This window comes from Sinomonas notoginsengisoli (assembly GCF_021554725.1).
Taxonomy (GTDB): domain Bacteria; phylum Actinomycetota; class Actinomycetes; order Actinomycetales; family Micrococcaceae; genus Sinomonas; species Sinomonas notoginsengisoli.
Window position 1 is genome coordinate 287,031 of sequence record NZ_JAIZDP010000002.1, and the last position, 25,104, is coordinate 312,134.

Below are 25,104 nucleotides of genomic sequence, written 5' to 3' on the forward strand. Positions count from 1 at the left end.
ACATTCCTCCATCCTCGCCGAATCGCATGAGCCGAGACCGTGAGGGATGGGAGCGGGTGCAGATGGCGAGGCCTGACGAGGTCTTCGCCCTCAACCCTTTCCTCGAATACAGGAACCCCTCCTCTGGTTGTCGGCCTTCCCAGACCTATTTGGCCGGGTCCTTCGTTACTACCAAGAGGCCGTAGATGACACCGGGCACGTGGCCGAGCAGCTGCCACAGGAGGGCCCAGAGCACCTTTCGGGTCAGGCCCTCGTGGAGGAACACGGCCAGAGGCGGGAGGATGAAGCACAGGACGATGAGCAGGAGTTTCTTCATGGCCCCATAGTGGGCCATGAAGAGCCCCCAGCACAGCTGTGCGGCCGCGACACCGCACCCAGGACGCCTCGGGCTTCGGCCATGAGCTCGTGAAGGATGTCCGTCAGTTTCGAGCCATCCGGGCCGCGCACCCAAAGCGCAAACGCAACCTTGAAGATCGCGACCCCTTGTTCGGCAGCCAAATTCGCGACGCGTTCGGAGACTCCGCGTTCGATCAGGGCTTCGGTCATGACTGAGGCGAACATCGCGAGTTTGATGAGCTCGCGCTCCCGCAGCTCGGTGTGCGCCGAGACCACCGAGTCACGCAGCCTCACCCTTTCGGGGTCTTCCTGCATGATGCCGCAGACCGCGCCGAGCGCTGCTCCGACCGCCTGGACGGGGGCTGCCGTAGCGGGAACTTCGGCGATGGTGCGCGCGAGGAGATCACGCACCATCTCGGTCCCAGAGAAGAGGACCTCACGCTTGTCGGGGAAGTGGCGGAAGAAGGTCCGCTCGCTCAGTCCCGCGCGCGCCGAGATCTCGGCCACAGTCGTCGCATCGAATCCCTTCTCGTTGTAGAGCGTTAAAGCCGCCTGGGCGAGGCGGCCGCGCGCGTTCGGCTCCCATCGACCCATACCTCGATCATAGGTGATGACAGACGCTGACATCAGTCGTACTCTTAGTGATGACAGTGACTGACATCATGAGGAGTGGAACATGAAGATCTTTGTGACAGGGGCATCCGGATGGATCGGCTCCGCGCTCGTTCCCGGGCTGCTTGCCGCGGGTCATGACGTCGTGGGGCTGGCGAGATCCGCAGCGTCCGCCGAAGTCGTGACCGCGCTGGGCGCCGAGGTGCTCCGGGGCGATCTGGGTGACCTGGGCGTCCTTCGCACGGGAGCCGAAGCGGCCGACGGCGTCATCCACCTCGCATTTATCCACGACTTCACTGACTTTCCCGCGGCAGTAAAGGCAGACGGCGACGCCATCGGCGCGATGGGCGATGCGCTCGTCGGATCGGGCAAGCCGTTCGTCATCGCCTCGGGCACACCTGTGGTCCCGGGGCGCGTGGCCACCGAGCACGACCGCAACGCTTCCGGCTCTCCAGCCGCAGGGCGGGAAGCCAACGCACAAGCGCTTCTGGCCATGGCGGAGCACGCGGTGCGTTCCGTCGTCGTGCGTTTGCCCCGAACCGTTCACGGCGAAGGCGACCACGGCTTCGTGGCCCGCCTCATCTCGATAGCCCGCGAACGCGGAGTCTCGGGCTACGTCGGTGACGGGTCCAACCGTTGGCCGGCCGTTCACGTGCTCGACGCTGCTCACATGTTTCGTCTCGCAGTGGAGCAGGCGCCTGCCGGGTCAGTCCTTCATGCGGTGGGGGACGAGGGGGTGCCCATCGGGGAGATTGCGGCCGGGATCGGACGCCGTCTGGGGCTTCCAACGGCGTCCGTCCCGCCCGAGCAGTTCGGCTTCCTGGGCGGGATCCTCGCTCATGACCAACCGGCGTCGAGCTGGCTCACCCAGCACACGCTCCCGTGGAGCCCAGTGCAGCCCGGCCTCCTGGAAGACCTCGCGAAGGGCCACTACTTCGAGTAGGCACGTGGGCGAGCGGACGTCGTCGTACCAGGCGACCGGGAGCCGCTAGATGCGGCTCTCGTCGAGGCCGCTCCGCCGATCCGGGAACGATGCCCTCGTCATCCGCCTGGGGTCAGGGGAGTCCGTCGCGGCGGCGAGCCACTCGACACGAACGCGCTCAGTCAGCTTGGGAGGCAGCGAAGAGCAAGCCAGTACTTTCTGGAGAGTGCCGTTGTGCCAGAGGCTGTATTGCACGAGGCCCGAGGTTTTCCGGACTTCAAATCCCTGCACCACAACGCCCATCCAACGACGCCGAGGGTGCTTCAACTGCTGGTCGAAGTCATGGCCACAGTGCCGGACGCTGACACCCGGCTCGTCAACCTCTACGCCAACCAGGGCAACGCCGACCCACTGGTTGTTGCATGAGCCTTGGAGGGCCGTGAGCACGACAGCCGCTACCTCATGGCACCGGAGTGGATCGTCGTCTCGGGCGACAATGCAGTCAGCGACAAGGCGGCGGAGTTCTAAGGGGTCATCACCCTAAGGCACGGTCGACGGCGCCCGGGCCCTGTGTCTCATTTCAGATGCACGTACGAAACCCGATGGGCACCCGAAACACGGAGCCCAAGCCGCGTAGCATCCGCCTGTCTTGATTTGGCACTCGAGCTCGACACAAGGCAGGGGCGCTGGGTGTACTCCCTGCGCCCCTGCCCCGTTGGTCGCCGAGTCTACCGTGCGGGCTCGATCCTGCCGGTCACCTCGCCGAACGAGATGGTGGCCCCGCCGGGCCCCGGCGCGGTGGCCGCCATGGTGACGGTCTGGCCGTCTTCGAGGAAGGTCATGGTGCGGCCCGCGCTCCTGCCAGGCCATGACCACCGTCTGGGGCGTGTCCGCGGCGGTCGGCCACGGCGTCGACAAGAATGACGTGCTCAACCTCAAGGCTGTCACCGCCGTGATCACCCTCTTCGTGACGCTCTACGCGGCCCGCCTCAGCGATCGGCTCGGACGCAAGCCGGTGTTCATCGCGGCGGCGATTGCCGGCGTCGTGCTCGCCTACCCCATCGTGTCCCTGCTCTCGGACGGCACAGTGTGGGGTTTCGGACTCGCCATGCTCCTGGGTAACGGCCTCATCCAGGGTTTCCTGTGCGGCCCCATCACCGCCTACGTCGCCGAACAGTTCCCCGCCCGCAGCCGCTACTCCGGCGCATCCCTCGCATACCAGGGCGGCTCGATGCTGGGCGCCGGCTTCACCCCGGTGATCGCGGAAGCCCTCGGAATCGCCGGCGGGGGCGTGTGGCTCATCGCCCTCTTCTGGGCAGGCTTGCTCGCCCTCGCGGCAGTGACCACTTTCTTCACCCCTGAGGGCAAGAACCGCGTCATCGACTGAGGATGACGCGACGTCTCGTCGATCTGCAACTGCTGTGGCGCCAATGTCCTGAACTTCTCCCGCAGTGCAGCGAAGGAATAGCTGGGCGGTCGGCGCCGTGCGAAGGCTTGCGCCCCCGCGGCGCCGCCTACGTCCCCAGCACCCGGTCCAGGAAGCCGTTGCGGAAGACTCCTCCCGGATCGCGCTTCGCCGCCAGGTCGTGGAAGTCGACGAACCGGGGGTACAAGCCCCTGAGCTGCGAAGGGGCCAGCGCGAACAACTTCCCCCAGTGCGGACGGGGTGCAAACGGCGAGAGTGCGGCCTCGAGTTCGGGCAGGAACGCTTCGACCTCGGCCTGCAGGGGCCGCCAAGTGAAATGCAGCGCAATGCTCTCCTGGCCCTGCGAGGGGCTCAGCCAGAACTCGTCCGATGCGACGGTCCGGACCTCGGAGACGAACAGGAGCGGCGCGAGCTTCGCCGCGAGGCCGCGCACTGTCCGGAGCGCCTCGGCAGCGTGTGAGCGCGGAAGCAGGTACTCGGTCTGGAGCTCGTCGCCCGCACTCGGGGTGAACTCATGACGGAAATGCGGGAGCCGATCAAGCCACGGCCCGGGCACGTCGAGCTGCTGCGTGCAGTTCACGGCGTCCATCTCCGGAAGCGGGTGCCGTGGCCTGGTTGCGCGCACGGCGCCATGGAAGGCATGGGGAGGCTCTGCCGCGCCTTCGTCGCTGGCCTCGCACTTCACCTTGCGCCATGCCTGCTGCACCGTGTCCCCCGCGTAGTCGGTGAAGAGCGATACGCTGTAGCCGTCTCCAGCCACGGCGTCGTAGTCGGCGAGCACCTCGTCCCACGGCAAGTCCTCGAACACCTGTTGGCGCATCTGGTAGCTCGGCTCGATCGCGAGCTCGAGCGAGGTGACGATGCCCAGAGCCCCGAGGCTGACGACGGAGCCGAGGAACTCATCGCCAGACCCCTCCGCTAGGCGGTCGGTCTCCCCGGACGCGCGCACGAACTCGACCGCCTTCACCGCCGATGCCAGTCCCGGGCTCCTCATGCCTGAGCCGTGGGTGCCGGTCTGGACCGCCCCGGCCACGGAGATGTGCGGCAGGGACGCCATATTGTGGAGCGCCCAGCCCGCGCGTTCGAGCGCGAGCCCCAGCTCCCCGTACGTGCACCCTGCGGGCACGCGCACGACACGGCGCGACGAATCCACCTCGATCCCACCCGGCAGCCGGTCGAGCAGCACGTGCAGACCAGGGGTGTCGGCGACATCGTTGAAGCAGTGCCGCGACCCTAAGGCCTTGACACGGCCGCCGCGGCGCCCGGCATCCACGACCACCTCCGCCAGCTCGGCAGTGGTCGTGGGCCGGATCGCGGAGGCCGCGGAGTACTCGAGGTTCCCTGCCCAGTTCTTCATGGCCGTCCCTCCGTATAAGTAGCTGAGACGACGGCGCGGTACCGCTCGAGGACGCCGGAAAGGGGAGGCGAGGCGATCGGGGCCGTGCGTGTTTCCTCCCAGTCGGGGAACCGGCCCCCGAGGACTCCCGCGGCTTGGCGGGCTGCGCCGTCGGCGACGTACTCGCCGGCCTCGGGCACGAGGACGGGTAGGCCGAAGATTCCGGCGGCGGCCTGCTGGACGGCCTCTGACCGCGCGGCTCCGCCCACGAGGATGATCCGCTCCGCTGCGACCCGTTGCGCGGTGAGCGCGGCCAGGCCGTCCGCGAGGGCGCACACGATCCCCTCGACCGCCGCTCGCGCCAGGTTCGCCCGCGTGTAGTTCCTCAGCGTGAGCCCGTGAAGGGACCCGGTCGCATCCGGCAGGTTGGGGGTCCGCTCCCCTTCGAAGTAGGGAACGAGTGTCAGGCCCTCGGCCCCGGGAGACGCAGAGAGCGCGAGCTCCGTCAGCCCGGGCAGCGTGACGCCGAGCAGCGCCGCGCTGGCGTCGAGCACGTGCGAGGCGTTGAGCGTGCAGACCAGCGGCAGGTAATGGCCCGCCGCGTCGGCGAAGCCAGCCACGAGCCCGGACGCGTCCGACGTCGCGTGCCCGGCGACGGCGAACACCGTGCCCGAGGTTCCGATCGAGACCACGACGTCGCCGACGCCCGCTCCGACCCCCAGCGCGGCTGCCGCATTGTCCCCGGCACCCGGGCCGAGAAGAGCACCCGTCCGCGCCACCGTGCGGGCGCGGCCCGCGGCTTCCAACGGGCCGAGCACCCGCGGCAGGACCGGAACGTGCCCGAGGGTCTGCTTGAGCACGGCCGGGAGATACTCTCCTGAGGCCGGTGACCAGTACCCGGTCCCAGAAGCATCGGAGCGGTCGGTGGCCAGGGCGGCGAGGCCCGGCTCCCCCGACCCTGCCCCATACCCGGCGAGCCGCCAGGTGAGCCAGTCGTGCGGGAGGCACACGGCCGCCGTTCGTTCAGCGTTCGCGGGCTCGTTCTCGGCCAGCCAGCGCAGCTTGGCCGCTGTGATCGAGGCGACCGGCACAGTTCCGGTCGTCTGGGCCCACCACCGCGCACCGGCCGCCTCGTCGCCGTCGCCCGCCTCCTTGATGAGCGTCTCCGCGGTCCCGGCGGAGCGGATGTCGTTCCACAGCAGGGCCGGGCGGACCACGGCACCGGATGCGTCGAGGCAGACCATGCCGTGCTGCTGGCCTGCGATGGAGACGGCAGCGACGTCGTCGAGGCCGCCCGCCGCGGCGACGGCGGCTTGGAGGGCGTCCCACCACGCGTCCGGGTGGACCTCCGTGCCCTCCGGGTGGCGGGCCGATCCCGAGCGCACAGCCGCCCCGGTCTGGGCATCACGGATGATGACTTTGCAGGACTGTGTGGAGCTGTCGACGCCGGCGACGAGGGTGGCCATGGCTCAGCGTGCCCCGAGGAGGTGCTCGAGTGCGAGCTGGTTGAGCCGGATGAATGCGTACGAGCGCGCGGCGGCCTTCTCGGCGTCGAAGTTCTCGAACGCAGAGGTGTCAGCGAGCAGGTCCGTCGTCGTCTCCCCCGCCGCGAGGGTCGGCTCGGCGAGCTCGAAGACGCCCGAGGCGGCGAGGGCCTCCTGGACCTCGGCGTCCGCGCGGAACGCCGCCGCCCGCTCGGCCAGCAGAAGGTACATGCGCATGTTGGCCCTCGCGGACTCCCACACGCCGTCGTAGCCGTCGGTGCGGGACGGCTTGTAGTCGAAGTGCCGGGGGCCCTCGTACCGGGGACCGCCGTTCGGGAAGCCGTTCTCAAGAAGGTCGACCGTGAAGAAGGCGCTCGTGAGGTCGCCATGACCGAACACGAGGTCCTGGTCGTACTTGATCCCCCGCTGGCCGTTGAGGTCGATGTGGAAGAGCTTGCCCGCCCAGAGCGCCTGAGCGATCCCATGGGTGAAGTTCAACCCAGCCATCTGCTCGTGGCCGGTCTCAGGGTTGAGGCCCACGATGTCCCCATGCTCGAGCTGGGCGATGAAGGCCAGGCCGTGACCCACGGTGGGCAGGAGGATGTCCCCACGCGGCTCGTTCGGCTTGGGCTCGAGCGCGATCCGCAGCCCGTACCCCTTTTCCTTGATGTAGGCGGCGGCGGTGTCCACGCCCTCGCGATAGCGGTCCAGGGCCGCGTTGAGGTCCTTCGCCCCGTCGTATTCCGAGCCCTCGCGCCCGCCCCACATGACAAACGTCTCCGCGCCCAGCTCGGCGGCAAGGTCGATGTTCCGGAGCACCTTCGCGAGCCCGAAGCGGCGTACCGAGCGGTCGTTGGATGTGAAGCCGCCGTCCTTGAACACGGGATGGCTGAACAGGTTGGTCGTGACCATCGGCACCTTCAGCCCCGTCTCCTCGAGCGCGGCGCGGAAACGCTTGAGGATGAGCTCCCGCTCGTCCTTGGATGCTCCGAAGGGCACGACGTCGTTGTCGTGGAAGGTGATGCCGTAGGCGCCGAGCTCGGCGAGCCGGTGGACGGCCTCGATCGGGTCCAGGGGGGCGCGGGTCGGGACGCCGAACGGGTCGTTTCCAGTCCAGCCGACTGTCCAGAGGCCGAAGGTGAACTTGTGGTCGGGCGAGGGGGCAGAGGTGGGGTTCGCGGACATGGAGAGCTCCTCGTTGAACTGTGGCGGCGGCCGGGACGGTGCGTCCCCGCGAATTAGTATGTATTCTAAACTATATGTGTCATGATGTGATGTGGTCAACATGTTTCTGACCGAGAAGGTGCCATGACTGTTCGGACCGGCACCACCTCGCCGGGAGCGGAGGCTCCGGGCCGGGTGGGAGACGTACGACGACGCAATCTCGCGCTCGTCCTCACACGGCTCACCCCGCACGCCGTCGCCACACGCGCCGAGATCGCCGTGGCCACGGGGTTGACGAAAGCCTCCGTTTCAAGCCTCGTCGCGGACCTGCTCGCCACCGGGCTGATCGAGGAGCGGGGCGTGACTCGCGATGGCGAACGTGGACGCCCGGGCGTCGGCCTCGCCTTCAGCCCAGGGCAGGGGGCGCTTGGGGCCGAGGTCAACGTCGACTACCTCGCCGTCGGAGTCGTCGACCTCCAAGGGACCCTCCGTGTCCACGAAAGGATCGAGGCCGCGAACCAGCGGCGACCGCCCGAGGATATCCTTGCCGAACTGCACGGGCTGGCGGCCCGGGTGCGCAAAGCCGCCGCGGACAAGGGCATCGCGCTCCTGGGCGGCGGACTCGCCGTCCCCGGGCTGGTGGAACCTGACACGGGAACCGTCGTCACCGCCCCGAACCTCGCCTGGGCCGACATCTCCCTCAAAGAGGGCCTGGCGGGGCTCGCGCCCGGGGCACCGTGCGGCGTCGTCCTCTCCAACGAGGCGGATAGCGCCGCGCTCGCCGAGCTCTGGTACGGCACCGGCCCGGCGGTGGACACCTACCTGTACCTCTCCGGCGAGGTCGGTGTGGGCGGCGGGCTCGTCATCGGCTCGTCGCTGTTCACCGGGGCCGGAGGGCACGCTGGCGAGGTGGGGCACGTCGTCGTCGACCCTCGCGGCCGCCGCTGCTCGTGCGGCGGGCGGGGGTGCGTCGAGACGATGGCTGGCCAAGAAGCCATCCTCGCCGCCGCGGGGCTCACCGACGGGGGTAGCACGACGGCGGCGAGGCTGGCTGCGCTGCAGGCTTCCCTGGCGGAGGGGGACGCCCGGGCGATCAGCGCGGTCGAACGCGCAGGCGAGGCCCTCGCGGTTGCCGTGATCGCGGCAGCACGCCTCGTCGACCTCTCGGCGGTGGTCCTCGGCGGCCACTTTGCGACACTGCGGGACCTCATCGGACGGCCACTCGAGGCCGCGCTCGAGGATCTGGCGCCGGGACGTGTCACGGCCCTCCACTTTTCCGAGCTCGGCTCCACGGCCGCCGTCCGGGGCGCCGCCGGTGCCGCGCTCCGGAGGGCCCTCGCGTCACCTCATCAGCTCCTCAGGTGACAGCACCGCGGGCGCTCACGCCTCCAGCATGTAGATGCGCCACCGCGCGACGTGCTCCTCGCCGGGGCTGAGCCAGACGAGGTCTGTGCCGCTCGCGAAGGCGTTCGGAGGACAGGTCATGGGCTCCACAGCCAGACCCAGGCGGTTCGGCGCGGGCGGCCTCTTGTCCGCAGTGTGGATCTGGACCCACGGGCACGTCCCGTCCCAAGCCATTCCGACGCCGTTCCCCGCAGGATCCCGCAGGGTCACGCGGGCCATACCGTCAGAGTCAAACCGCACGCCAGTAAAGGCGTGATCGATCTCGACGGAGCCGATGGGCCGAGGCTCGCAGAAGTCGAACGGGTGCCCTGCCACCCGGCGCAGCCCCAGGGGCAGCATGCGCTCCGACGTGACCTCGAGGAACTGCTCCGCCGGCAGCCCCAGCTCCCATGAATCCAGGGGCGAAGGCCCTGCGACGAGGTATGGGTGCGGGCAAACGCCGTATGGCGCCGTCTCCTCGCCGCTGTTCACGGCGCGCACAGACCACGTGAGGCCCCCTGGGTCTCCGGGCTCTGGCGCCCTCAGCGCGTAGACAGCCTCGAGTCGCAGTTGGTAGGGGTAGCCCGCGCACGGGCCCAGGTCGAGCGCGAAGGTTGCCGACGCGTCGTCGTGCGCCGCGAGCACCCACTTCCGTCCGAAGGCGAGGCCATGGAGCGCGCACCCGCGCTCGGCCTCGTTGACCCTCACGGCGAATTCGCGGCCATCCACCCTATAGCGTCCGTCGACCAGTCGGTTGGGCCACGGCGCCGCGATGATCCCGCGGTAGTCCGGGATCGGGGCCTCGGGGGCGAAGGGGACCACGAGGTCGCGTCCGCGGTAGGTGAGCGCGGCGAGCGCCGCCGCCGTGTGGGCCACGACGGCGACGTACTCGCCGGAGCGGATGACGGCGCTCACGACGCTCCGTTCATGCTCTGCCATTCATGTGGACAGGGAATCCTCGCGCTCGCGCTGGGAGAGATTCTGGAGCGCGACCGGGCGCGGCCGCTCAGCCCGGCTTACCACCGGCTCGGCCCGGCCCGTCCCCGCCGACCTGAGCAGGGACTCCATGACATCGAGCACGTGGAACGCGAGGGTGCCGCCGGCGCGGGGCTCTTCTCCGGGGCCCGCGTCCGCGAGCGACCGCGCGAGGTCCGCGATGCCGTAGCCTCGTCCCGAGTCCACGTAGCCTGCGGAGACGGGCAGCGTCTCCCACTCGGTGCCGCCGAGCCGGAACAGCCGCGTGTCGCCATCGAAGTGGTTCGGGTCCGACACGGCGAGCGTGCCGAGCGAGCCGTGGATCTCGATGTTCGGCGAGTTGGTCTGCACGGCATCGAAGCTCATGACGAGCGTCGACAGGGCGCCGGACTCGTGCATCAGGACGCCCGTGACGTGCGTGTCGGTCGTGACAGGGATCTTCTCACCGGCGCGCGGCCCAGAGCCGATCACCCGTTCCGAGCGCGTGTGGCTCGCCGCCCCGATCACCGAGACGACCGGCCCGAGCAGCGTGACCAGCGCGCTGACGTAGTACGGGCCCATGTCCAACAGCGGGCCGCCGCCGGGCACGTAGTAGAAGTCCGGGTTCGGGTGCCATCGCTCGTGGCCGGGGGTAACCATGGTTGCGGTGGCGGCGACGGGTGCGCCGATGAGGCCGTCGTCGATCGCCTTCCTGGCGGTCTGGATGCCCGTTCCGAGCACGGTGTCCGGCGCGCAGCCCACGATGACGCCGGCCTCCCGCGCCGCCTCAAGCACCCCATGGGCCTCAGCGGTCGTCGCGGCCAGGGGCTTCTCGCCGTACACGTGCTTGCCTGCGGCAATCGCGGCGAGCGCGACCTCGGCGTGCGCTGCTGGAATGGTGAGGTTGAGGACGAGGTCCACGTCATCGGCCGCGAGGAGCTCCTCGACGCCGAGGGCGCGCGCTCCCTCCCCGTAATCCTTGGCGACGTCCTGAGCCCGTGAGGCGTCGAGGTCGGCGACCGCGACAAGCTCCACGTCCGGCAGCCGCCGGAAGCTTGCGAGGTACTGGCCCACGATCTTCCCGCAGCCGATGATGCCCACCTTCAGCGGTTTCCCGCCAGCGCGCGGCCCTTCCGTTCCTACCGGCTTGCCCACAGTTCCTACCGGCTTGCCCACAGCAGGCCCCTTTCGATGATCGTGCGGACGTTGGGGTCCTGGAGGACCTCGACCCGGTGCCCGGGCGTGCAGACGAAGATGCGCCCGGCCCCCCACTCACGTGTCCAGATGGCTGGGGACGTGACTTCGCGGTGCCACGGGTCCCACGCACGGACCTTCTGCGTGGTCGTGGCGAGGACGTCGATGTAGTCGTCGGCGAGAACCCAGTACTGCTCGGTCACGAGGTCGAAGTCTGAGATGCCGCGGGTGATCGAGTGCTCGGTGGCGGCCGGGAGCATGTTCACGGTGTAGGGCACGTAGTTGTCGGACTGCTCGCCGATGCGCTCGTCGGGGTGTTTGCCCGGGTGGCACGCGAACTGGCCGCCGATGAGGTGCAGGTAGTCCGAGGTGTTGCGGTACGAGTCCGCGATCCCGCCGTGCCAGCCGGCGAGCCCCGTGCCGTGCTCGACCGCGGTTCGAAGGCCCTCGAACTCGTCCTTCTCGATCGTGGACATCGTCATGCACTGCATCACGAGGTCAACGGTGCCCATGTACTCGGCGTCCGCGTAGATTTTGGGCGATTCCTCGATGCGCACCTCGTACCCGTTAGCCCTCAGGTGGGGGATGAAGAGGTCTGTGGCCTGGACGGGCTGGTGGCCGTCCCAGCCCCCGCGCACCACGAGCGCGTTCTTCGTGGTCATCTACTGGTTTCCTTTGCTGCTGAAGGCGGCGTCGAATGCCGCTGCGGGCGGGGCGATCTCGGCCAGACCGCGCACGAGAACGAGCGCCTGCGGGGCCCCGATGAGACGGTCCATGCCAGCGTCCTCCCATTCGATGCTCGTCGGTCCCTCGTAGCCGATCGCGTTGAGGGTGCGGAAGATCGGCTCCCACTGCACGTCCCCGTGCCCGGCGGTGACGAAGTCCCAGCCACGCCGCGGGTCTGCCCACGCGAGGTGGGAGCCGAGCCGGCCGTTGCGGCCGTTGAGCTGACGGATGGATTCCTTGACGTGCACGTGGAAGATCTTCTCCGCGAAGTCCTGCAGGAACATGACAGGGTCGAGGTCCTGCCAGATGAAGTGCGAGGGATCGAAGTTGAGCCCGAACGACTCCCGGTCCCCGATGGCCTCGAGCGTGCGCTTGGCGGTCCAGTAGTCGTACGCGATCTCGGACGGGTGCACCTCTAGGGCGAACCGGACCCCGACCTCGTCGAAGACGTCCAGGATCGGGTTCCACCGGTCCGCGAAGTCCCGGTACCCGGCCTCGATCATCCCCTCCGGCACGGGCGGGAACATCGCCACGGCCTTCCAGATCGAGGACCCCGTGAACCCCGTGACGGTCTTGACGCCGAGGCGGGCCGCGGCCCGGGCGGTGGCCTTCATGGCCTCGGCCGCGCGGGTGCGCACGCCCTCGGGCTCGCCGTCGCTCCACACCTCATCGGGGAGGATGCCGCGGTGCCGGGCGTCGATCGGGTCGTCGCACACGGCCTGGCCCGTGAGGTGGTTCGCGATCGCGTAGACCTTCAGGTCGTGCTTTTCCAGGATGTCCAGCCGGGTCTGGAGGTACGCGTCGTCCTCAGCGGCCCGCACCGGGTCGAGATGGTCGCCCCAGCAGGCGATCTCGAGCCCCTCGAAGCCCCACTCCCCCGCGAGCCGTGCGACCTCCTCGAAGGGCAGGTCGGCCCACTGGCCGGTGAAAAGCGTGATCGGTCTTGTCACGGGATGCTCCTAAACCTTGGTCCAGCGTGATTCGTCCGCGGCGCTCGTCTCGACGGCCTCCAGGACGCGCTGGACCTGGAGCGCGTCGGTGAACGACGGCGTGGGCTGCTTCCCGGCGGCGATCGCCTCGACGAGGTCCACCACCTGGTGCGTGAACGCGTGCTCGTAGCCGAGTCCGTGCCCGACCGGCCACCAGTGCGCGGTGTAGGGGTGCTCGGGCTCGGTGACCTGGATCTTCCGGAAGCCGGCGTTCGGCTCGTCAGCCGCGCCGTAGAACCACAGCGAGTTCATATCCTCGAAGTCGAACGCGAGCGAGGCCTTCGAGCCGTTCAGCTCCAGCCGCATCGCGTTCTTCCTGCCGAGGGCGAACCTCGTCGCCTCGAAGACCCCGACCGCGCCGCCGTCGAGCCGCGCCGAGAAGATCGCGGCGTCGTCGACCGTCACCGGTCCCTTCGGCCCCCCGGCGGCCCCCGCCCCGCCCAGGCCGACGAAGTCCCCGCCCAGGGGCCGCTCCTTCACGAACGTCTCCAGCAGCGCCGAGACGCCGGTGATGCTCTGCCCGCTGATCCACTGGGCCGCGTCGATGATGTGTGCGCCGATGTCTCCGAGCGAGCCTGAACCGGACTTCGACTTGTCGAGCCGCCAAGTCAGCGGCGCGTTCTCGTCCGTGAGCCAGTCCTGGAGGTACTGAGCCCGCACATGCCGGAGCTGCCCTAGCGCGCCGGAGTCCACAAGCCTCTTCGCGAGGGACAGGGCCGGGGTCCGCCGGTAGGAGAACCCGCACATCGCGAACACCCCGCGGGACACGGCCGCGTCGGCGGCCGCCGCCATCCGCTCCGCCTCCGCCACCGAGTTCGCGAGCGGCTTCTCGCACAGCACATGCTTGCCCGCCTCGAGAGCGGCGACGGCGATCTCCTCGTGTGTGTCGCCGGGCGTGCAGATGTCGATCAGGTCGATGTCGTCCCGCTCGATCAGTCGTCGCCACTCAGTCTCGGCGGAGTGCCACCCAAGCTTCTCCGCGGCCGCCGACACACGCTCCGGGTCTCGCCCAGCCACCGAGGCCATCACCGGCGCCAGCGGAAGGTCGAAGAACCGCGGCGCGGTCCGCCATGCCTGCGAGTGGGCCGCGCCCATGAAGGCGTACCCCACCATCCCCACACGCACGGGCCTCGCCCGGGCGCTCACTTGCTGAATCCCGCGGTGAGGCCGCTCAGCAGCTGGCGGCGAGCAACAACGTAGATGACCAGGAGCGGGAGCGTCGCGAGCACCACTGAAGCGAGCACGGCTGGGATGTTAGCGGTGAACTCGCCCTGGAACGTCCACAGGGACAGGGGCAGGACCCGCGTGGACGGGCTCTGGGTGAGGATGAGCGGGAAGAGGAAGCCGTTCCAGACGTGGAGCGCGTCGTAGATGCCCACGGTCACCACGGCCGGCTTGACGAGCGGGAACGCGAGACGCCACATCATGGTCCAGTCGCTGCACCCGTCCAACCGCATCGATTCGAACAGCTCGTTCGGAACGTCGCGCATGAAATTCGCGAGGATCAGGACCGAGATCGGGATGGCGAAGGCGATCGAGGGCAGCATGAGCGCAAGCAGGGTGTCATACATGTGCGCCCTCGTGATCATCCAGTAGATGGGGATGATCGTGGCGTGCAGCGGAATGGCGAGGCCCAGCAGGAACAGCTTATTGGTGACGTTCAAGAACCAGCCCCTGCCCCGCACAATCGCGTAGGCCGCCATGAACGAGACGAACAGGGTGGGGACCACGCTGCCAATGGTGACGATCAGGCTGTTGGTGAAGTACTGGACAAAGTTGTTCTCGAGCACCAGCTGGTAGTTCGCCAGTGTCGGCTCGGTGGGCGGGGCCATCGGATTGGCGGTGAAGAAGCCGGCCTGGTCCTTCAGGCTCGTGATCACCACGTAGTAGATGGGCAGGATGATGATCGCGAGCCAGAGCCAGCCGCCGAGGCCGCCGAGGACGTTCGGTCGGAACCTGCCGGGGCCCTTGGGAGGGGTCCCTGCACGTTGGCGGCGGCCTGCGCGCGCCACCGGGGGGACGGGGAGTTGGGTGGTGGAAGCCATCAGGCACCTTCCAATTGGCTCGCACTCGCGTTCTTGCCTCCGAGGCGCTGCAGGAGCAGGGCCAGGGCGAGGCCGATGACGACGAGGATGACGCCGAGCGCGCTGGCCGCGCCCATGTCGTTGGCCTTGAAGCCGGTCAGGTACATGTGCAGGGGCAGGAGACGGGTCGAGTAGCCGGGGCCGCCCGCCGTGAGGACGAATACAAGGTCGAAGTAGGCGAGGGACCCCAGCACCATCAGCGTCGAGGAAGTGATGATCGTGTACTTCAGCTGCGGGAGCGTGATGTGCAGGAACTGCTTCACCCGTCCGGCGCCGTCGATCTGCGCGGCCTCGTAGAACGAGGTAGGGATCTGGCGGACACCGCCTTGGTAGATCAGCGTGTGGAACGGCACGAACTGCCACGCGATGACGAAGACGACGACGAACAGCACCAGGTCCGAGTTGCCCAACCAGTCCTGGGCGAGGGCGGGCAACCCGAAACCCGGGCCGACCCCGAAGTTCGGGTCGAGCAGGGCCTTGTAGGCGATCGCCACGGCCGCCGAGGACAGCAGGAGCGGCATGAAGTAGAGGACCGCGAGGGCAGCCCGGTATTTCTGGCCGCCAGCTGTGAAAACACCGAGCAGGAGGCTGATGGGTGCCTGGACGATGAAGGAGAAGAACATGATCTTCGCGGTCACGCAGAGGGCGTTGAGCGTGAGCTCGTCCGTGAGGACGCGTGTCCAGCTGGACACGCCGTCGAACGTTATCTCGCTCAGCCCGTTCCAGCGGGTGAAGCTCAGGGCGACAACGCCGATGAGCGGGAGGATGGCGAAGACCAGGAAGAACACGAGAGCCGGAACGGCGAGCCAACCCGACGGGCCCTTCTCGCGGGCCCGTCGGGAGACGAGGGTTGTCAGAGCCACGGTGAAGCGCCTACTTGCCGATCGTCGCGTTCATCGAGGAAACGAACTGCTCGGAGGTGATCTTCTTCAGGAAGATCTGGTCCAGGTTGGAGAGCATGGCGTCGCCCTGGGCCGGGCTCAGCGCCTGGTCCCAGGAGAGGGTGAAGCTCGGCGCGTTCTTGGCCAGGCCGTAGACGAAGGTCAGGAAGTCCTTGTCGGGCGAAGCCTCGAGCTTGCCCTCAACCCCCTTGATCACCGGGACCGCACCGGAGTTGATGAGATCCTGCGTGTTCTCCTCGTTGAACATGCCGTCCTTGATGTAGTTCTGCGCAGTCTTCTTCTGGGCATCAGTGGCCTTGGAGGACACGGACCAGAAGTTGGACGGGTTGCCCACGATGTCCTTCGGGTCCCCAGCGCCGCCACCGACCGTCGGGAAGGTGACGAAGCCGAGCTTGCCGCTCTTGACGAAGTCGGCCGCATCCTTCTTCATGCCCTGGTAGATCCAGCCGCCCTGCAGGATCATCGCCGCCTTGCCGGTGTACAGCAGGGCCTGGTCGGCGTTGCTGTCCGCGGCGATGGAGGAGAAGCCGTTGACGAAGCCACCGGCGTCCACCAGCTGCTGGATCTTGGTGAGGGCCTCGGTGACCGCGGGATGCGACCACGCGTTGGGCTTGTTGGCTGCAATGTCGGCGAAGACCTGTGGGCCACCGATGCGCTCCACGAGGTACTCGAGCCACATCAGGTCAGGCCACTTCGATTGCCCCCCAAGGGAGAACGGGGCGATCCCGGCATCCTTGAACTTCGGCACGAGGGCCATCAGCTCGTCCCAGGTCTTGGGTGGCTGCGCCCCCACCTTCGCGAAGACGTCCTTATTGAAGTACAGGACGACCGGCTGGGTGTTGTTGTTCGGCACCGCGTAGGTCTTGCCGTTCACTTGGCCGTTCTTGAGCACCGAGGGCAGGTAGCGGTCCTTCACCTGCGGGTTCTGGTCGAGGAAGCCGGTGAGGTCATCGACCTGGCCGGCGTCCACGTAGGACTTCAGCACGCCGCCGCCCCAACCGTAGATGAAGGTGGGGCCTTGGCCTGCGCCGACAGCCGTGCGGACCTTGGTCTTGTACGCATCGTTGGCGAAGAAGTCGAGCTTGATGGTCTGGTCGCTGTGGGCCTTGTTCCACGAGTCCGCAGACTTCTGCAGGGATGCCTGGTTTCCACCCGTGAGGCCCCACATGGTGGCGGCGTCCCCGCCGCCGGGGCCAGCGGAGCCGCAGGCAACGAGGGACAGGGCCAGTGCCGCGGCGGGGATGGCCGTCGCGGCCGTGCGCAATTTCCGAATGTTCATGGTCTTCCGTTTCATCCTCAGGGGTCGTCACTGACCGCAAGGCTTCGAAATCTTTCGAATTAGTTTCGGCGTGCACTGCCACGCTAAACGGTGACATGGGTCACGGTCAACGGGAAAAGCCGAGAAAGTTCAGGAGCTTGACGAACCAACACTTGACCTGAGGCGCTTCTCCCTACAGACTGGACGACGAAACATTTCGAAAGATTGGTGGGCTGATGGCGACCGCGACAAAGGCCGGAACCAAACCCACACTTGCGGAAGTCGCCCGGCTTGTAGGCGTTTCAGCACCTACCGTCTCCAAGGTGGTCAACGGTCGCAATGACGTCGCCCCGGAGACGCGGGCCAAGGTGTTGGCCGCGCTGGCGCAGATCGGGTATGCGTCGCCGGCCCAGCGTCGCGTGGCAACGCCGGGACCGGACGTGGTCGAGGTGGCCTTCGACGCCCTGACCTCGGCCTACAACACGGATGTGCTCACGGGAATCCTCGAGTATGCCGCCCTCACCGGCGTCGAAGTATTGGTCAGCATTACCGGCGGAGCCTCCCACACGGGACTAGGTCCTCAACCGCGCGCCCAGAGGATGCTCGACCAGGGTCGCGCAGGTTTGATCGTCGTGACCTCGGCCTTCAGCCAGGCGCAGCTGTCGGCCTTTCGCAGGCACGGGATCCCGGTCGTCGTCATCGACCCACAGAACCCTCCGCCCCCGGACGTGGTCAGCGTGGGAGCCACGAACTGGGCAGGCGGCAAGGCCGCAGCCGAACACCTGCTGGAACTGGGCCACGAGAGGATCGGGTATCTCGGCGGTCCAGAGGGGGCAGAGTGCAACCAGGCCCGCCTGCACGGCTACATGTCGGTTCTGATGTCCCGCGGGATTGACGTGAAGCCGGAGTACATCGTGCACGGAAAATTCCGCATCGAGCAGGGCATCGAGGGGCTGAAGCGGCTGCTCTCGCTCCCGGAACGGCCAACGGCGATCTTCGCTGCCAGCGACAGCATCGCCGTCGGCGTGCTGCGCGAGGCGCATCTTCAGGGGATACGAGTTCCCGAGGACCTGAGCCTGGTGGGTTTCGACGGCACCGCTCAGGCGGAGGACTCGGTGCCAGCGCTCACGTCGGTCTCACAGCCGCTTCAGGAGATGGGGCGGTCGGCACTCCGCTCGGTCCTGCGTCAGGCCCACGGGGAGCCACTCGACTCCCATCGCGTCGAACTGGCGACCGAACTCGTGGTGCGCGAGTCCACCGCCCCTCCCGCCGCATTGCCAGCGGCCTAGGGTCTGCGGCACGGATAGGAGGCATCGGGCCTGCGTCGATGTGTGAGGCCGCTGCACGGATGTGCACTATCCGGGAAAAGGTTCGTGACAACGCGGCTCATGACTCGGGCCCCTCTCTGATCCGCCCACAGCCGTAAGCCTAGGCCACCCGTTGTCCCGGCTGTCGCGCAAACCATCGTTTCCCTCCCAGGCCCGGCTAATCGTCCCGGCCCTCCCGCCGCAGCCGCTCCATCTCCCGCCGGTCCTTCTTGGTGGGCCGGCCAGCACCGCGGTCGCGCTGGGGGAGCCCGAGGAACGGCGCGGGCGGCCGCTCGGGCGTGTGGTCCGTGTAGCACCGCGACGCCGCCTCCGCCCCGACGCGCTTGACGATGAGCACGTGCACCTCCAAGATTCGCTCGAACCCCGGCTGCCGGAGGCGGATCGTGTCCCCCGGAACGACGGTCTGGGACGCCTTGACTGGATTGCCATTGAGCCTTACATGCCCCGCGCGGCATGCTGCAGTCGCGGCGGAGCGGGTCTTGAAGGCGCGCACCGCCCAGAGCCAGGAGTCGATGCGGACGGCCGAGGAAACACTGGCTGGCGCGTGGGAAAGGGGCATGGTGCCCAGCATCTTACCGGCGTATCGTCGTGTGCACCGGGGGGATGACCAAAGGAGCTCAGACATGCCTGACAAGCAGCCTCACCAGCCCGAAACCCACAAAAAGCCGTCCAAGTCCTTGAAGGAGCAGCGCGCGGTGAAGAAGGCGAAGAGGGCCGTCGCCCTTGACGCGGATCCCGTGGCGCATCTGCGCAAGCCGCGCAGCAAGTAGGGCTTGAAGAAGTAGCCCCGACAGGGCAGGGCGGACGACGCCGGCCAAGTGGCCGCCGTCGTCCGCCTCCTTGCTCTGGGGTGCTTTCGAAAAGGCCCTTTACCGGCCGCTCTTGAGGCCCGCGCGGGCCATCGCGTCGGCGTAGGCGCGGCCCATGTCGATGAGCCACTCCGTCTGGCGCTCCTTCGACCCGGCGAACGCGCGGCCGTGCAGCGCACGCGCCTTGTAGACCTTGAGCCCGCGGCGCCAGATGAGCGGGTTGTCCGTCTTGAGGAGCATCTGGGCGAGGCGATTCGCCTCGGTACCGTGCGCCACGATCGCGGAGGCGCGCGGGACCGCCTTGAGGAACGTCAGAAGCGGCTTGAGGCCGGCGTGCAGTTGCTCCGGCGTGAGCTTGCCGTTCGCCTCACCGGGCGTGAACCAAGGATATGCGTTCCACGGCATGGTCCATTCCGGGCGCAGCCCGAGCTGGTACTGGAGGCCGAGCAGGCGGGTGACAGCGGCGTCGTCGCCCGCCCAGACGTAACCGCAGGGACTCGCCTCGCCGGTGTTGGAGAAGAGGCTCACAATCCGGCACTCCTCGACCGAGTGCATGGGGTCGACGTACGGCACCTCACAACCCGGGCGCAGCTTCCGGAGGAACTCGACGTGCTGGTTGACCGGCGCGATATGCGCGGCGAAGTTCGGGTCCTGCGACGCCGAGATCGGGTCCGACGAGCCTGCAGGCACGGAAAGGGCAAGCTCGAGCTCGGCGCCAGCGTGCAGGGCAGCTTGCTCTGCAGCTGCGGACGCGGCGAGCGCCTCCTGTGCCGCCTGCTCGGCTGCCGAAGCCTCGGCCGCGGCCGCCTTGGCCGCCGCGGCCTTGGCCACGGCGTGCGCCACGGCCTGCTCCGCGGTGGCGGCAGCGGCGTCGGCGGCAGCACGGGCCCGCTCTGCGGCGGCCCGAGCCGAGGCAGCACGTCGCTCGGGAACGGCCGCCCCAATCACCTCGGACGCCCGGGGCGTCCCCTTGGACGTGACCCTCTTCTTGGCCGAACTCGCGGGCGCAGCAGCCTTCGCCGTACTGACCGTCGCCTTCGCCGCCGCGTTCTTCGGTGAGGCCTGCGGCTTGACGGGCTCGAGGTCGTCGTCCCCTTCCTCGTCGAACAGCCCCGCGAAGAGGTCGTCGGATCCGTCATCGTCCTCATCGTCGATCTGCGGGCCGAACCCGAAGCCCTCCTCGTACTTGGCATCGAGCTCCGAGCGGTAGTCGGAGTCGAAGTCGTCGTAGTAGTCAGGCTCGGCCAGGGCGGTCATGAGGGCGGGAATCTCCTCTTTTCGGGCGCGACCCGGCCGCGGGCGCCAGGTGGCGTCCGTTCCGGGCTGTCATGGGGTGGTGAGCCTGTGGTGGGCTCAGCCGTTCGAGTCTAGCAAGCCGCGGTTGACGTTCGGTTCGCCTGCCGTTCACCTCCCGGCGGGTTCAGCGTAGGCTCGGCCTGTGGACGCGGACAGCGCGCGGAACATCACCTTGCGGCGCCTGATTCCAGGCGACGCGGCCCGCCTCGTGGCCGCCTCCGACCTCTTCGACCACCCCGTCGCCGATTCCGGCGCGCGCGAGTTCCTCGCCAAACCGGGCCACCACCTGCTCTTGGCCGAGGACGCGGACGGCCGGGCGGTCGGATTCGTCAGCGGCGTCGAGACCAGCCACCCGGACAAGGGCACCGAGATGTTCCTCTACGAGCTGGCGGTGGCCCCGGATTGGCGTCGCCGCGGGGTGGCCTCCCATCTGGTCAACGCCCTCGCGGAGATCGCCCGCGAGCTCGGCTGCTACGGCATGTGGACGGGCACGGAGCCCGGCAACGAGGCCGCCCTGGCAACTTATCTGTCCACGGGTGCGCGCCTCGAGCCGGGCACCACGACAGTGGTCTACGACCTCGCGTGAGCGGCGATCCACATGGGCGCTCCTGTGGCGATCACCGGTCTGACGAAGTCGTTCGGGCGGGCGCTCGCGCTAGACCGCCTCGACCTGGACGTCCGGGAGGGCGAGGTTCTCGGGTTCCTCGGGCCCAACGGCGCCGGGAAGTCCACCACCCTGCGCATCCTCCTGGGCCTGCTGCGCCCGGACTCGGGCCGCGTGGAACTCCTTGGCGGGGACCCGTGGCGGGACGTGGTCGCGCTGCACCGGCGCGTCGCGTACGTGCCCGGGGACGTGAGCCTGTGGCCGTCACTCACGGGCGGCCAGGCAATCGACCTCATGGGCAGGCTCCGCGGCGGTCTTGACGAGTCACGCCGCGCCGAGCTCATCGAGACCTTCGAGCTCGACCCGTCCAAACGCGGGCGGGCCTACTCCACCGGGAACCGGCAGAAGGTCGCGATCGTCGCGGCCCTGTCCTCGCACGCGGAGCTCCTGATACTCGACGAGCCCACCGCGGGGCTGGACCCCCTCATGGAGGCCCTGTTCCGCGGGGAGATCCGCCGCGAGAAGGCCGCCGGCCGCAGCGTGCTCCTCTCGAGCCACATCCTCTCGGAGGTCGAGGCCCTCGCGGACCGGATCAGCATCATCCGTCAGGGGCGCGTCGTGGAGACTGGCACGCTCGAGCAGATGCGCCTCCGCACGCGTACCAACGTCGCCGCGACACTCGACGACAGCGCCGGACAGCACCCTGGCCTCGCGGGGATTCCCGGCGTTGAGGACCTGCTCGTCGAAGGCCACCGGGTTCGCTTCAGCGTCGACGCCGCGGGACTCGGCGCCGCGATGGCGGCCCTCGGGACCCAAGGGATCCTCGCCCTCACGGTGACCCCGCCCAGTCTCGAGGACCTCTTCCTGCAGCACTACGGGGAGCGGATCCCCACCCCGGGAGCCGGAGAAGACCGGGGGGCCGCAGACGGGGAGGAGACGCACGACGCCGCCCAGCACCGCCCGGTGGTGCCCCGCCACCGCGCGGACTCGCCGCAGGACAGACCGTGACCGGATTCGCGGGGACGGGGCGCCTGCTCCTCCTCGCGCTGCGGATCGACCGGTTCAAGCTCGCGCCGTGGGTGCTGATCATCGCGTTCTTCCCTGTCGTGTCCTACAACGGATACTCGGCTGTGTTCTCGGGCCCCCGCGAGGCCCTGGCACTCGAGGCGAGCATGGGTGCGAACCCGGCATTCATGCTGCTGGTGGGCCCGGCGGAGCACTTCGGCACCGCTTTCGGGTTCACCGCGTGGCGTGTCGGCGTCTTCGGCATGTTCTTCGCGGCGCTCATGGCCGTCTTCGCTGTCACCCGGCATGCGCGGGCGGCAGAGGACTCGGGGCAGGCCGAGCTCATCGACTCGGGCGCCGTGGGGCCGTATGCCAGGCTCACTGCCGCGATCCTGCTCGCGTGGATCGCCTCCGCCGCGGTGGGCCTCGCGGTCGCGGGCACGCTCGCGGCCTCGGGTGCGACAGCGGCCGAGGGGCTTGCCCTCGGTGCCCAGTTCGGCGGCATGGGGGTGGCGTTCAGCGGGGTAGCGGCGATCACGTCGCAGGTCGGCGCCTTCTCGCGCACCGCCAACACGCTCGCCACCGGGGTCCTCGTGCTCAGCTACGTGCTCCGCGGCGTCGCCGACTCCCTCACGGACGGGCAGTGGCTGTTGTGGACCAACCCGATGGGCTGGGGCGAGCTCATCCGTCCCGCCGGCGAGCGACGTGTGCTCCCGCTCGCGGCGCTCGTCGCGGCCGGGGTCGCGACCGCCGTGGCCGGAGGCTGGATCTCGCGGCGGCGCGATTACGGCTCCGGCCTCATCGGACAGCGTCCCGGCCCATCGAGATGGCAGGCCGGCATCTGGGGCCAGACGGCCACACTGAATCGGGCGCCCATGGTCACCTGGCTCGCCACCTTCGTGTTCCTCGGGTTCGTGTACGGGCTCGTGACGGGCACCATGGGGGACTTCTTCGCCAAGAACGCTTTTGTGCGCCAGCTCATCGCCACGCGCTCCGCCACCGAGACGGACCTCACGTTCACCTTCGTGTCGATGCTGCTGCTGATCCTCGCGATGGGCGGCGGCGTGTTCGGCATCCAGCTGGCCGTGCGGTTCGCTGTGGAGGAGGAAGAGGGCCGCGCCGACTGGGTCCTCTCGGCTGGCATCTCCCGCTCGGGTTACTTCGCCCCGGTCGTGGCCGTCGCCGTCGTGGCGCCCGCCATCGCGGCCGTCATCGGCGGCGTCGTGCTCGCGTTCACTGCCGTGGCGACGGGCACCGCGATCGACGCCGGGGACGTGGTGCGCCAGGCGTTCGCGACCGTCCCGGCGCTGTGGCTGACCGCGGCGGTGGGTCTGGCCTTCGTGGGCGTTGCGCCGCTGTTCCGCTGGATCGCCTGGCTCCTCGTCGTGTACTGGCTGATCCTGACCGTCTTCGGGCCGCTGCTCAAGGCCCCCGACTGGCTCCTGGACACGAGCCCCTTCCACGTGATCCCCAGCGTGACCGCCTCCGATGCCGATTGGGCGCCCGTGGGCTGGATCGTCGCCATCACAGTGGCTCTCATCCTGGCCGGGTTCATCGGCTACAGGATCAGGAGCATCCGCGGCGGGTGAGAGCGGGTGCCGGTTTCGCCCATCTTCTGGAAGAATAGTGCCTCCCGCGCACCTGTTCCGGGAATCAGCGCGCCCCGGCTCCGGTTGCACCTCCCGTACGCCTTCCTGAACCACCCTCCCAGGAGACCCCGTTGCCTTCCGAAGCCAAGCCCGACTCGCCGTCGGTGACCGGAGACCCCGGAAGCCCTCGCGACGCGGACCGCATCACCCCCGAGAACCGGCTCGTCGTGACCGTCCTGGTGGTCGCAGCCTTCGTGGTGATCCTCAACGAGACGATCATGAACGTCGCCCTGCCGCGGCTCATGGCCGAGCTCAAGGTCGACGCGCCCACTGTCCAGTGGCTCGCGACCGCGTTCATGCTCACGATGTCCGTGGTCATCCCGACCACCGGCTTCCTCCTGCAGAAGTTCACCACCCGAACCGTCTACGTCCTCGCGATGAGCCTGTTCAGCGCCGGCACCCTGCTCGCGGCGCTCGCACCCGGCTTCGGCGTGCTCCTGCTGGCGCGCGTAGTCCAGGCATCGGGCACCGCGATCATGATGCCGCTGCTCCTGACAAGCGTCCTGAACCTCATCCCGATTGCCCGCCGCGGTCAGGTCATGGGGACCGTGAGCATCGTGATCTCCGTGGCGCCCGCCGTGGGGCCCACCCTCTCGGGCCTCATCCTGCAGTTCCTCTCGTGGCGGTTCATGTTCCTCACCGTGCTGCCGATCGCCGTAGCCGCACTGCTGTTCGGCGCCGCGAAGCTGCACGGGAATTCCTACAGCGAGCGACCGGCCCTCGACGTCCTCTCCGTGGCGCTCTCAGTTCCGGCGTTCGGCGGCGTGGTCTACGGACTCAGCCAGCTGGGAGGCACTGGGGCCGGCGGGCTCGGTCCCGTGGTCCCACTCGCGGTGGGCGGTGTGGCGCTCGTGGCGTTCGTGCTGCGCCAGATCGCGCTGCAGCGCGGCGGATCGCCGCTGCTGGACCTTCGCGCCTTCGCGTACCCGATGTACACCGTGGCCACCGCGCTGCTCATGGTGGGCATGATGGCGCTGTTCGGCGTCGTAATCCTCCTGCCCCTCTACCTCCAGGAGCTGCGGGGCCTCGACACCCTCGGCACCGGGCTCCTGCTCCTACCGGGCGGGCTCGTGATGGGCCTGCTCGCACCGACCGTGGGGAAGTGGTTCGACCGAGTCGGACCCGTCCCGCTCACGGTCACGGGAACCTCCCTCATCACGGCGGTGCTCGTAGCCCTCAGCTTCCTCGCGGCAGACACGTCCGTGTGGCTCGTGATGGGCCTGCATAGCGTGTTGTCCCTGGGACTCGCGTTCCTGTTCGCACCGACGTTCACGTCAGGCCTCAACCCCCTGCCTCCGCAGCTGTACAGCCACGGCTCGGCGATCCTGAGCACCCTGCAGCAGGTGGCCGGCGCGGCGGGAACGGCGCTCCTTGTTGCCGTCATGGCGGGAACAGCCCACGCGTCGTCCTCGAGCATGCCTGCGGTCGATTCTGCTCTGGCCGGCTTCCACGCGGCGTTCCTTGTGGCGGCGGGCGCGGGAGCGGCGGCGATCGTCCTCGCGGCGTTCCTGCGGAACCAGACCCCGGAAGGATCACCCCGCCAGGATGTTGCTGCCGCGGCTGCGCCGTCCCCTCACTGACGGCTTTCGCGGGAAACAACTCTCCCTCTGAAAGAACCGATCCGGAACGCTCTTACGTGCACT

The 25,104-nt window shown here is 68.6% G+C and carries 25 protein-coding genes; 10 read left to right on the plus strand and 15 right to left on the minus strand.

Annotated elements, in window-relative coordinates:
- Positions 1 to 145 precede the first annotated feature (145 nt).
- Positions 146 to 316, minus strand: a complete 171-nt coding sequence (locus tag LF262_RS06915; RefSeq protein WP_235779556.1) for a YqaE/Pmp3 family membrane protein — start codon at positions 314 to 316, stop codon at positions 146 to 148.
- Positions 313 to 930, minus strand: a complete 618-nt coding sequence (locus LF262_RS06920; RefSeq protein ID WP_235779557.1) for a TetR/AcrR family transcriptional regulator — start codon at positions 928 to 930, stop codon at positions 313 to 315. Before LF262_RS06920 ends, LF262_RS06915 begins: the two co-directional genes overlap by 4 nt.
- 82 nt (positions 931 to 1,012) lie before the next feature.
- Here LF262_RS06920 and LF262_RS06925 point away from each other — a divergent pair, with 82 nt between their 5' ends.
- The 3 genes from LF262_RS06925 (at position 1,013) to LF262_RS06935 (ending at position 3,257) form a co-directional block, all read left to right on the plus strand.
- Complete coding sequence (locus LF262_RS06925; protein ID WP_235779558.1) at positions 1,013 to 1,891, plus strand: SDR family oxidoreductase; 879 nt, start codon at positions 1,013 to 1,015, stop codon at positions 1,889 to 1,891.
- Positions 1,892 to 2,104: 213 nt separating this feature from the next.
- Positions 2,105 to 2,296 carry a hypothetical protein gene (locus LF262_RS06930; RefSeq protein WP_235779559.1) on the plus strand — a complete coding sequence of 64 codons (192 nt, stop codon included), beginning with the start codon at positions 2,105 to 2,107 and terminating at the stop codon, positions 2,294 to 2,296.
- A gap of 442 nt (positions 2,297 to 2,738) precedes the next feature.
- Positions 2,739 to 3,257 (plus strand): MFS transporter, encoded by a 519-nt coding sequence (locus LF262_RS06935; protein WP_235779560.1) that lies wholly within the window; start codon positions 2,739 to 2,741, stop codon positions 3,255 to 3,257.
- A gap of 127 nt (positions 3,258 to 3,384) precedes the next feature.
- On the opposite strand, the gene LF262_RS06940 is transcribed toward LF262_RS06935, so the two are convergent.
- The 3 genes from LF262_RS06940 to xylA are packed head-to-tail and all read right to left on the minus strand — an operon-like array spanning position 3,385 to position 7,301.
- Positions 3,385 to 4,653, minus strand: a complete 1,269-nt coding sequence (locus LF262_RS06940) for a D-arabinono-1,4-lactone oxidase (protein WP_235779561.1) — start codon at positions 4,651 to 4,653, stop codon at positions 3,385 to 3,387.
- Entirely contained in the window at positions 4,650 to 6,098 is a 1,449-nt protein-coding gene (locus tag LF262_RS06945) for a xylulokinase (RefSeq protein WP_235779562.1), read from the minus strand. The genes LF262_RS06940 and LF262_RS06945 overlap by 4 nt, the downstream gene beginning before the upstream one ends.
- 3 nt (positions 6,099 to 6,101) lie before the next feature.
- On the minus strand, positions 6,102 to 7,301 hold the full coding sequence (gene xylA / locus LF262_RS06950) for a xylose isomerase (RefSeq protein WP_235779563.1): 1,200 nt from the start codon (positions 7,299 to 7,301) through the stop codon (positions 6,102 to 6,104).
- A 123-nt stretch (positions 7,302 to 7,424) separates the two neighbouring features.
- Here xylA and LF262_RS06955 point away from each other — a divergent pair, with 123 nt between their 5' ends.
- Positions 7,425 to 8,645: an ROK family transcriptional regulator gene (locus tag LF262_RS06955; protein WP_235779564.1), complete on the plus strand. Its 1,221-nt coding sequence runs from the start codon at positions 7,425 to 7,427 to the stop codon at positions 8,643 to 8,645.
- A gap of 15 nt (positions 8,646 to 8,660) precedes the next feature.
- Here LF262_RS06955 and LF262_RS06960 read toward each other — a convergent pair whose 3' ends face one another.
- The 8 genes from LF262_RS06960 to LF262_RS06995 are packed head-to-tail and all read right to left on the minus strand — an operon-like array spanning position 8,661 to position 16,791.
- Complete coding sequence (locus LF262_RS06960; protein ID WP_235779565.1) at positions 8,661 to 9,602, minus strand: aldose 1-epimerase family protein; 942 nt, start codon at positions 9,600 to 9,602, stop codon at positions 8,661 to 8,663.
- On the minus strand, positions 9,603 to 10,772 hold the full coding sequence (locus LF262_RS06965; RefSeq protein ID WP_235779674.1) for a Gfo/Idh/MocA family protein: 1,170 nt from the start codon (positions 10,770 to 10,772) through the stop codon (positions 9,603 to 9,605).
- A 5-nt stretch (positions 10,773 to 10,777) separates the two neighbouring features.
- On the minus strand, positions 10,778 to 11,473 hold the full coding sequence (locus tag LF262_RS06970; RefSeq protein ID WP_235779566.1) for a ThuA domain-containing protein: 696 nt from the start codon (positions 11,471 to 11,473) through the stop codon (positions 10,778 to 10,780).
- A complete protein-coding gene (locus tag LF262_RS06975; RefSeq protein WP_235779567.1) occupies positions 11,474 to 12,487 on the minus strand; it encodes a sugar phosphate isomerase/epimerase family protein in 1,014 nt (337 codons plus the stop codon).
- Between the two features lie 9 nt (positions 12,488 to 12,496).
- Complete coding sequence (locus tag LF262_RS06980; RefSeq protein ID WP_235779675.1) at positions 12,497 to 13,639, minus strand: Gfo/Idh/MocA family protein; 1,143 nt, start codon at positions 13,637 to 13,639, stop codon at positions 12,497 to 12,499.
- A 29-nt stretch (positions 13,640 to 13,668) separates the two neighbouring features.
- On the minus strand, positions 13,669 to 14,571 hold the full coding sequence (locus tag LF262_RS06985) for a carbohydrate ABC transporter permease (protein ID WP_235779568.1): 903 nt from the start codon (positions 14,569 to 14,571) through the stop codon (positions 13,669 to 13,671).
- A complete protein-coding gene (locus tag LF262_RS06990; protein ID WP_235779676.1) occupies positions 14,571 to 15,467 on the minus strand; it encodes a carbohydrate ABC transporter permease in 897 nt (298 codons plus the stop codon). Before LF262_RS06990 ends, LF262_RS06985 begins: the two co-directional genes overlap by 1 nt.
- 16 nt (positions 15,468 to 15,483) lie before the next feature.
- Positions 15,484 to 16,791 carry an extracellular solute-binding protein gene (locus LF262_RS06995; protein ID WP_235779569.1) on the minus strand — a complete coding sequence of 436 codons (1,308 nt, stop codon included), beginning with the start codon at positions 16,789 to 16,791 and terminating at the stop codon, positions 15,484 to 15,486.
- A gap of 215 nt (positions 16,792 to 17,006) precedes the next feature.
- Between LF262_RS06995 and LF262_RS07000 the strand changes: the two genes are divergently transcribed.
- Positions 17,007 to 18,059 carry a LacI family DNA-binding transcriptional regulator gene (locus LF262_RS07000; RefSeq protein WP_235779570.1) on the plus strand — a complete coding sequence of 351 codons (1,053 nt, stop codon included), beginning with the start codon at positions 17,007 to 17,009 and terminating at the stop codon, positions 18,057 to 18,059.
- Positions 18,060 to 18,255: 196 nt separating this feature from the next.
- Here the strand turns inward: LF262_RS07000 and LF262_RS07005 are convergent, their stop codons facing one another.
- The gene (locus LF262_RS07005; RefSeq protein WP_235779571.1) at positions 18,256 to 18,657 is read right to left on the minus strand and encodes an RNA-binding S4 domain-containing protein; all 402 of its coding nucleotides are present in this window, start codon (positions 18,655 to 18,657) and stop codon (positions 18,256 to 18,258) included.
- A gap of 64 nt (positions 18,658 to 18,721) precedes the next feature.
- On the opposite strand from LF262_RS07005, the gene LF262_RS07010 reads away from it, so the two are divergent.
- The gene (locus LF262_RS07010) at positions 18,722 to 18,868 is read left to right on the plus strand and encodes a hypothetical protein (RefSeq protein ID WP_235779572.1); all 147 of its coding nucleotides are present in this window, start codon (positions 18,722 to 18,724) and stop codon (positions 18,866 to 18,868) included.
- A 99-nt stretch (positions 18,869 to 18,967) separates the two neighbouring features.
- Here the strand turns inward: LF262_RS07010 and LF262_RS07015 are convergent, their stop codons facing one another.
- Positions 18,968 to 19,462 (minus strand): uracil-DNA glycosylase family protein, encoded by a 495-nt coding sequence (locus LF262_RS07015; protein ID WP_235779677.1) that lies wholly within the window; start codon positions 19,460 to 19,462, stop codon positions 18,968 to 18,970.
- An 883-nt stretch (positions 19,463 to 20,345) separates the two neighbouring features.
- Between LF262_RS07015 and LF262_RS07020 the strand changes: the two genes are divergently transcribed.
- The 4 genes from LF262_RS07020 (at position 20,346) to LF262_RS07035 (ending at position 25,041) form a co-directional block, all read left to right on the plus strand.
- A complete protein-coding gene (locus tag LF262_RS07020; RefSeq protein ID WP_235779573.1) occupies positions 20,346 to 20,789 on the plus strand; it encodes a GNAT family N-acetyltransferase in 444 nt (147 codons plus the stop codon).
- Between the two features lie 12 nt (positions 20,790 to 20,801).
- Entirely contained in the window at positions 20,802 to 21,815 is a 1,014-nt protein-coding gene (locus LF262_RS07025) for an ABC transporter ATP-binding protein (protein ID WP_235779574.1), read from the plus strand.
- Entirely contained in the window at positions 21,812 to 23,401 is a 1,590-nt protein-coding gene (locus tag LF262_RS07030) for an ABC transporter permease (RefSeq protein ID WP_235779575.1), read from the plus strand. The genes LF262_RS07025 and LF262_RS07030 overlap by 4 nt, the downstream gene beginning before the upstream one ends.
- Positions 23,402 to 23,532: 131 nt before the next feature.
- Positions 23,533 to 25,041 (plus strand): DHA2 family efflux MFS transporter permease subunit, encoded by a 1,509-nt coding sequence (locus tag LF262_RS07035; RefSeq protein WP_268933641.1) that lies wholly within the window; start codon positions 23,533 to 23,535, stop codon positions 25,039 to 25,041.
- Positions 25,042 to 25,104: the final 63 nt, after the last annotated feature.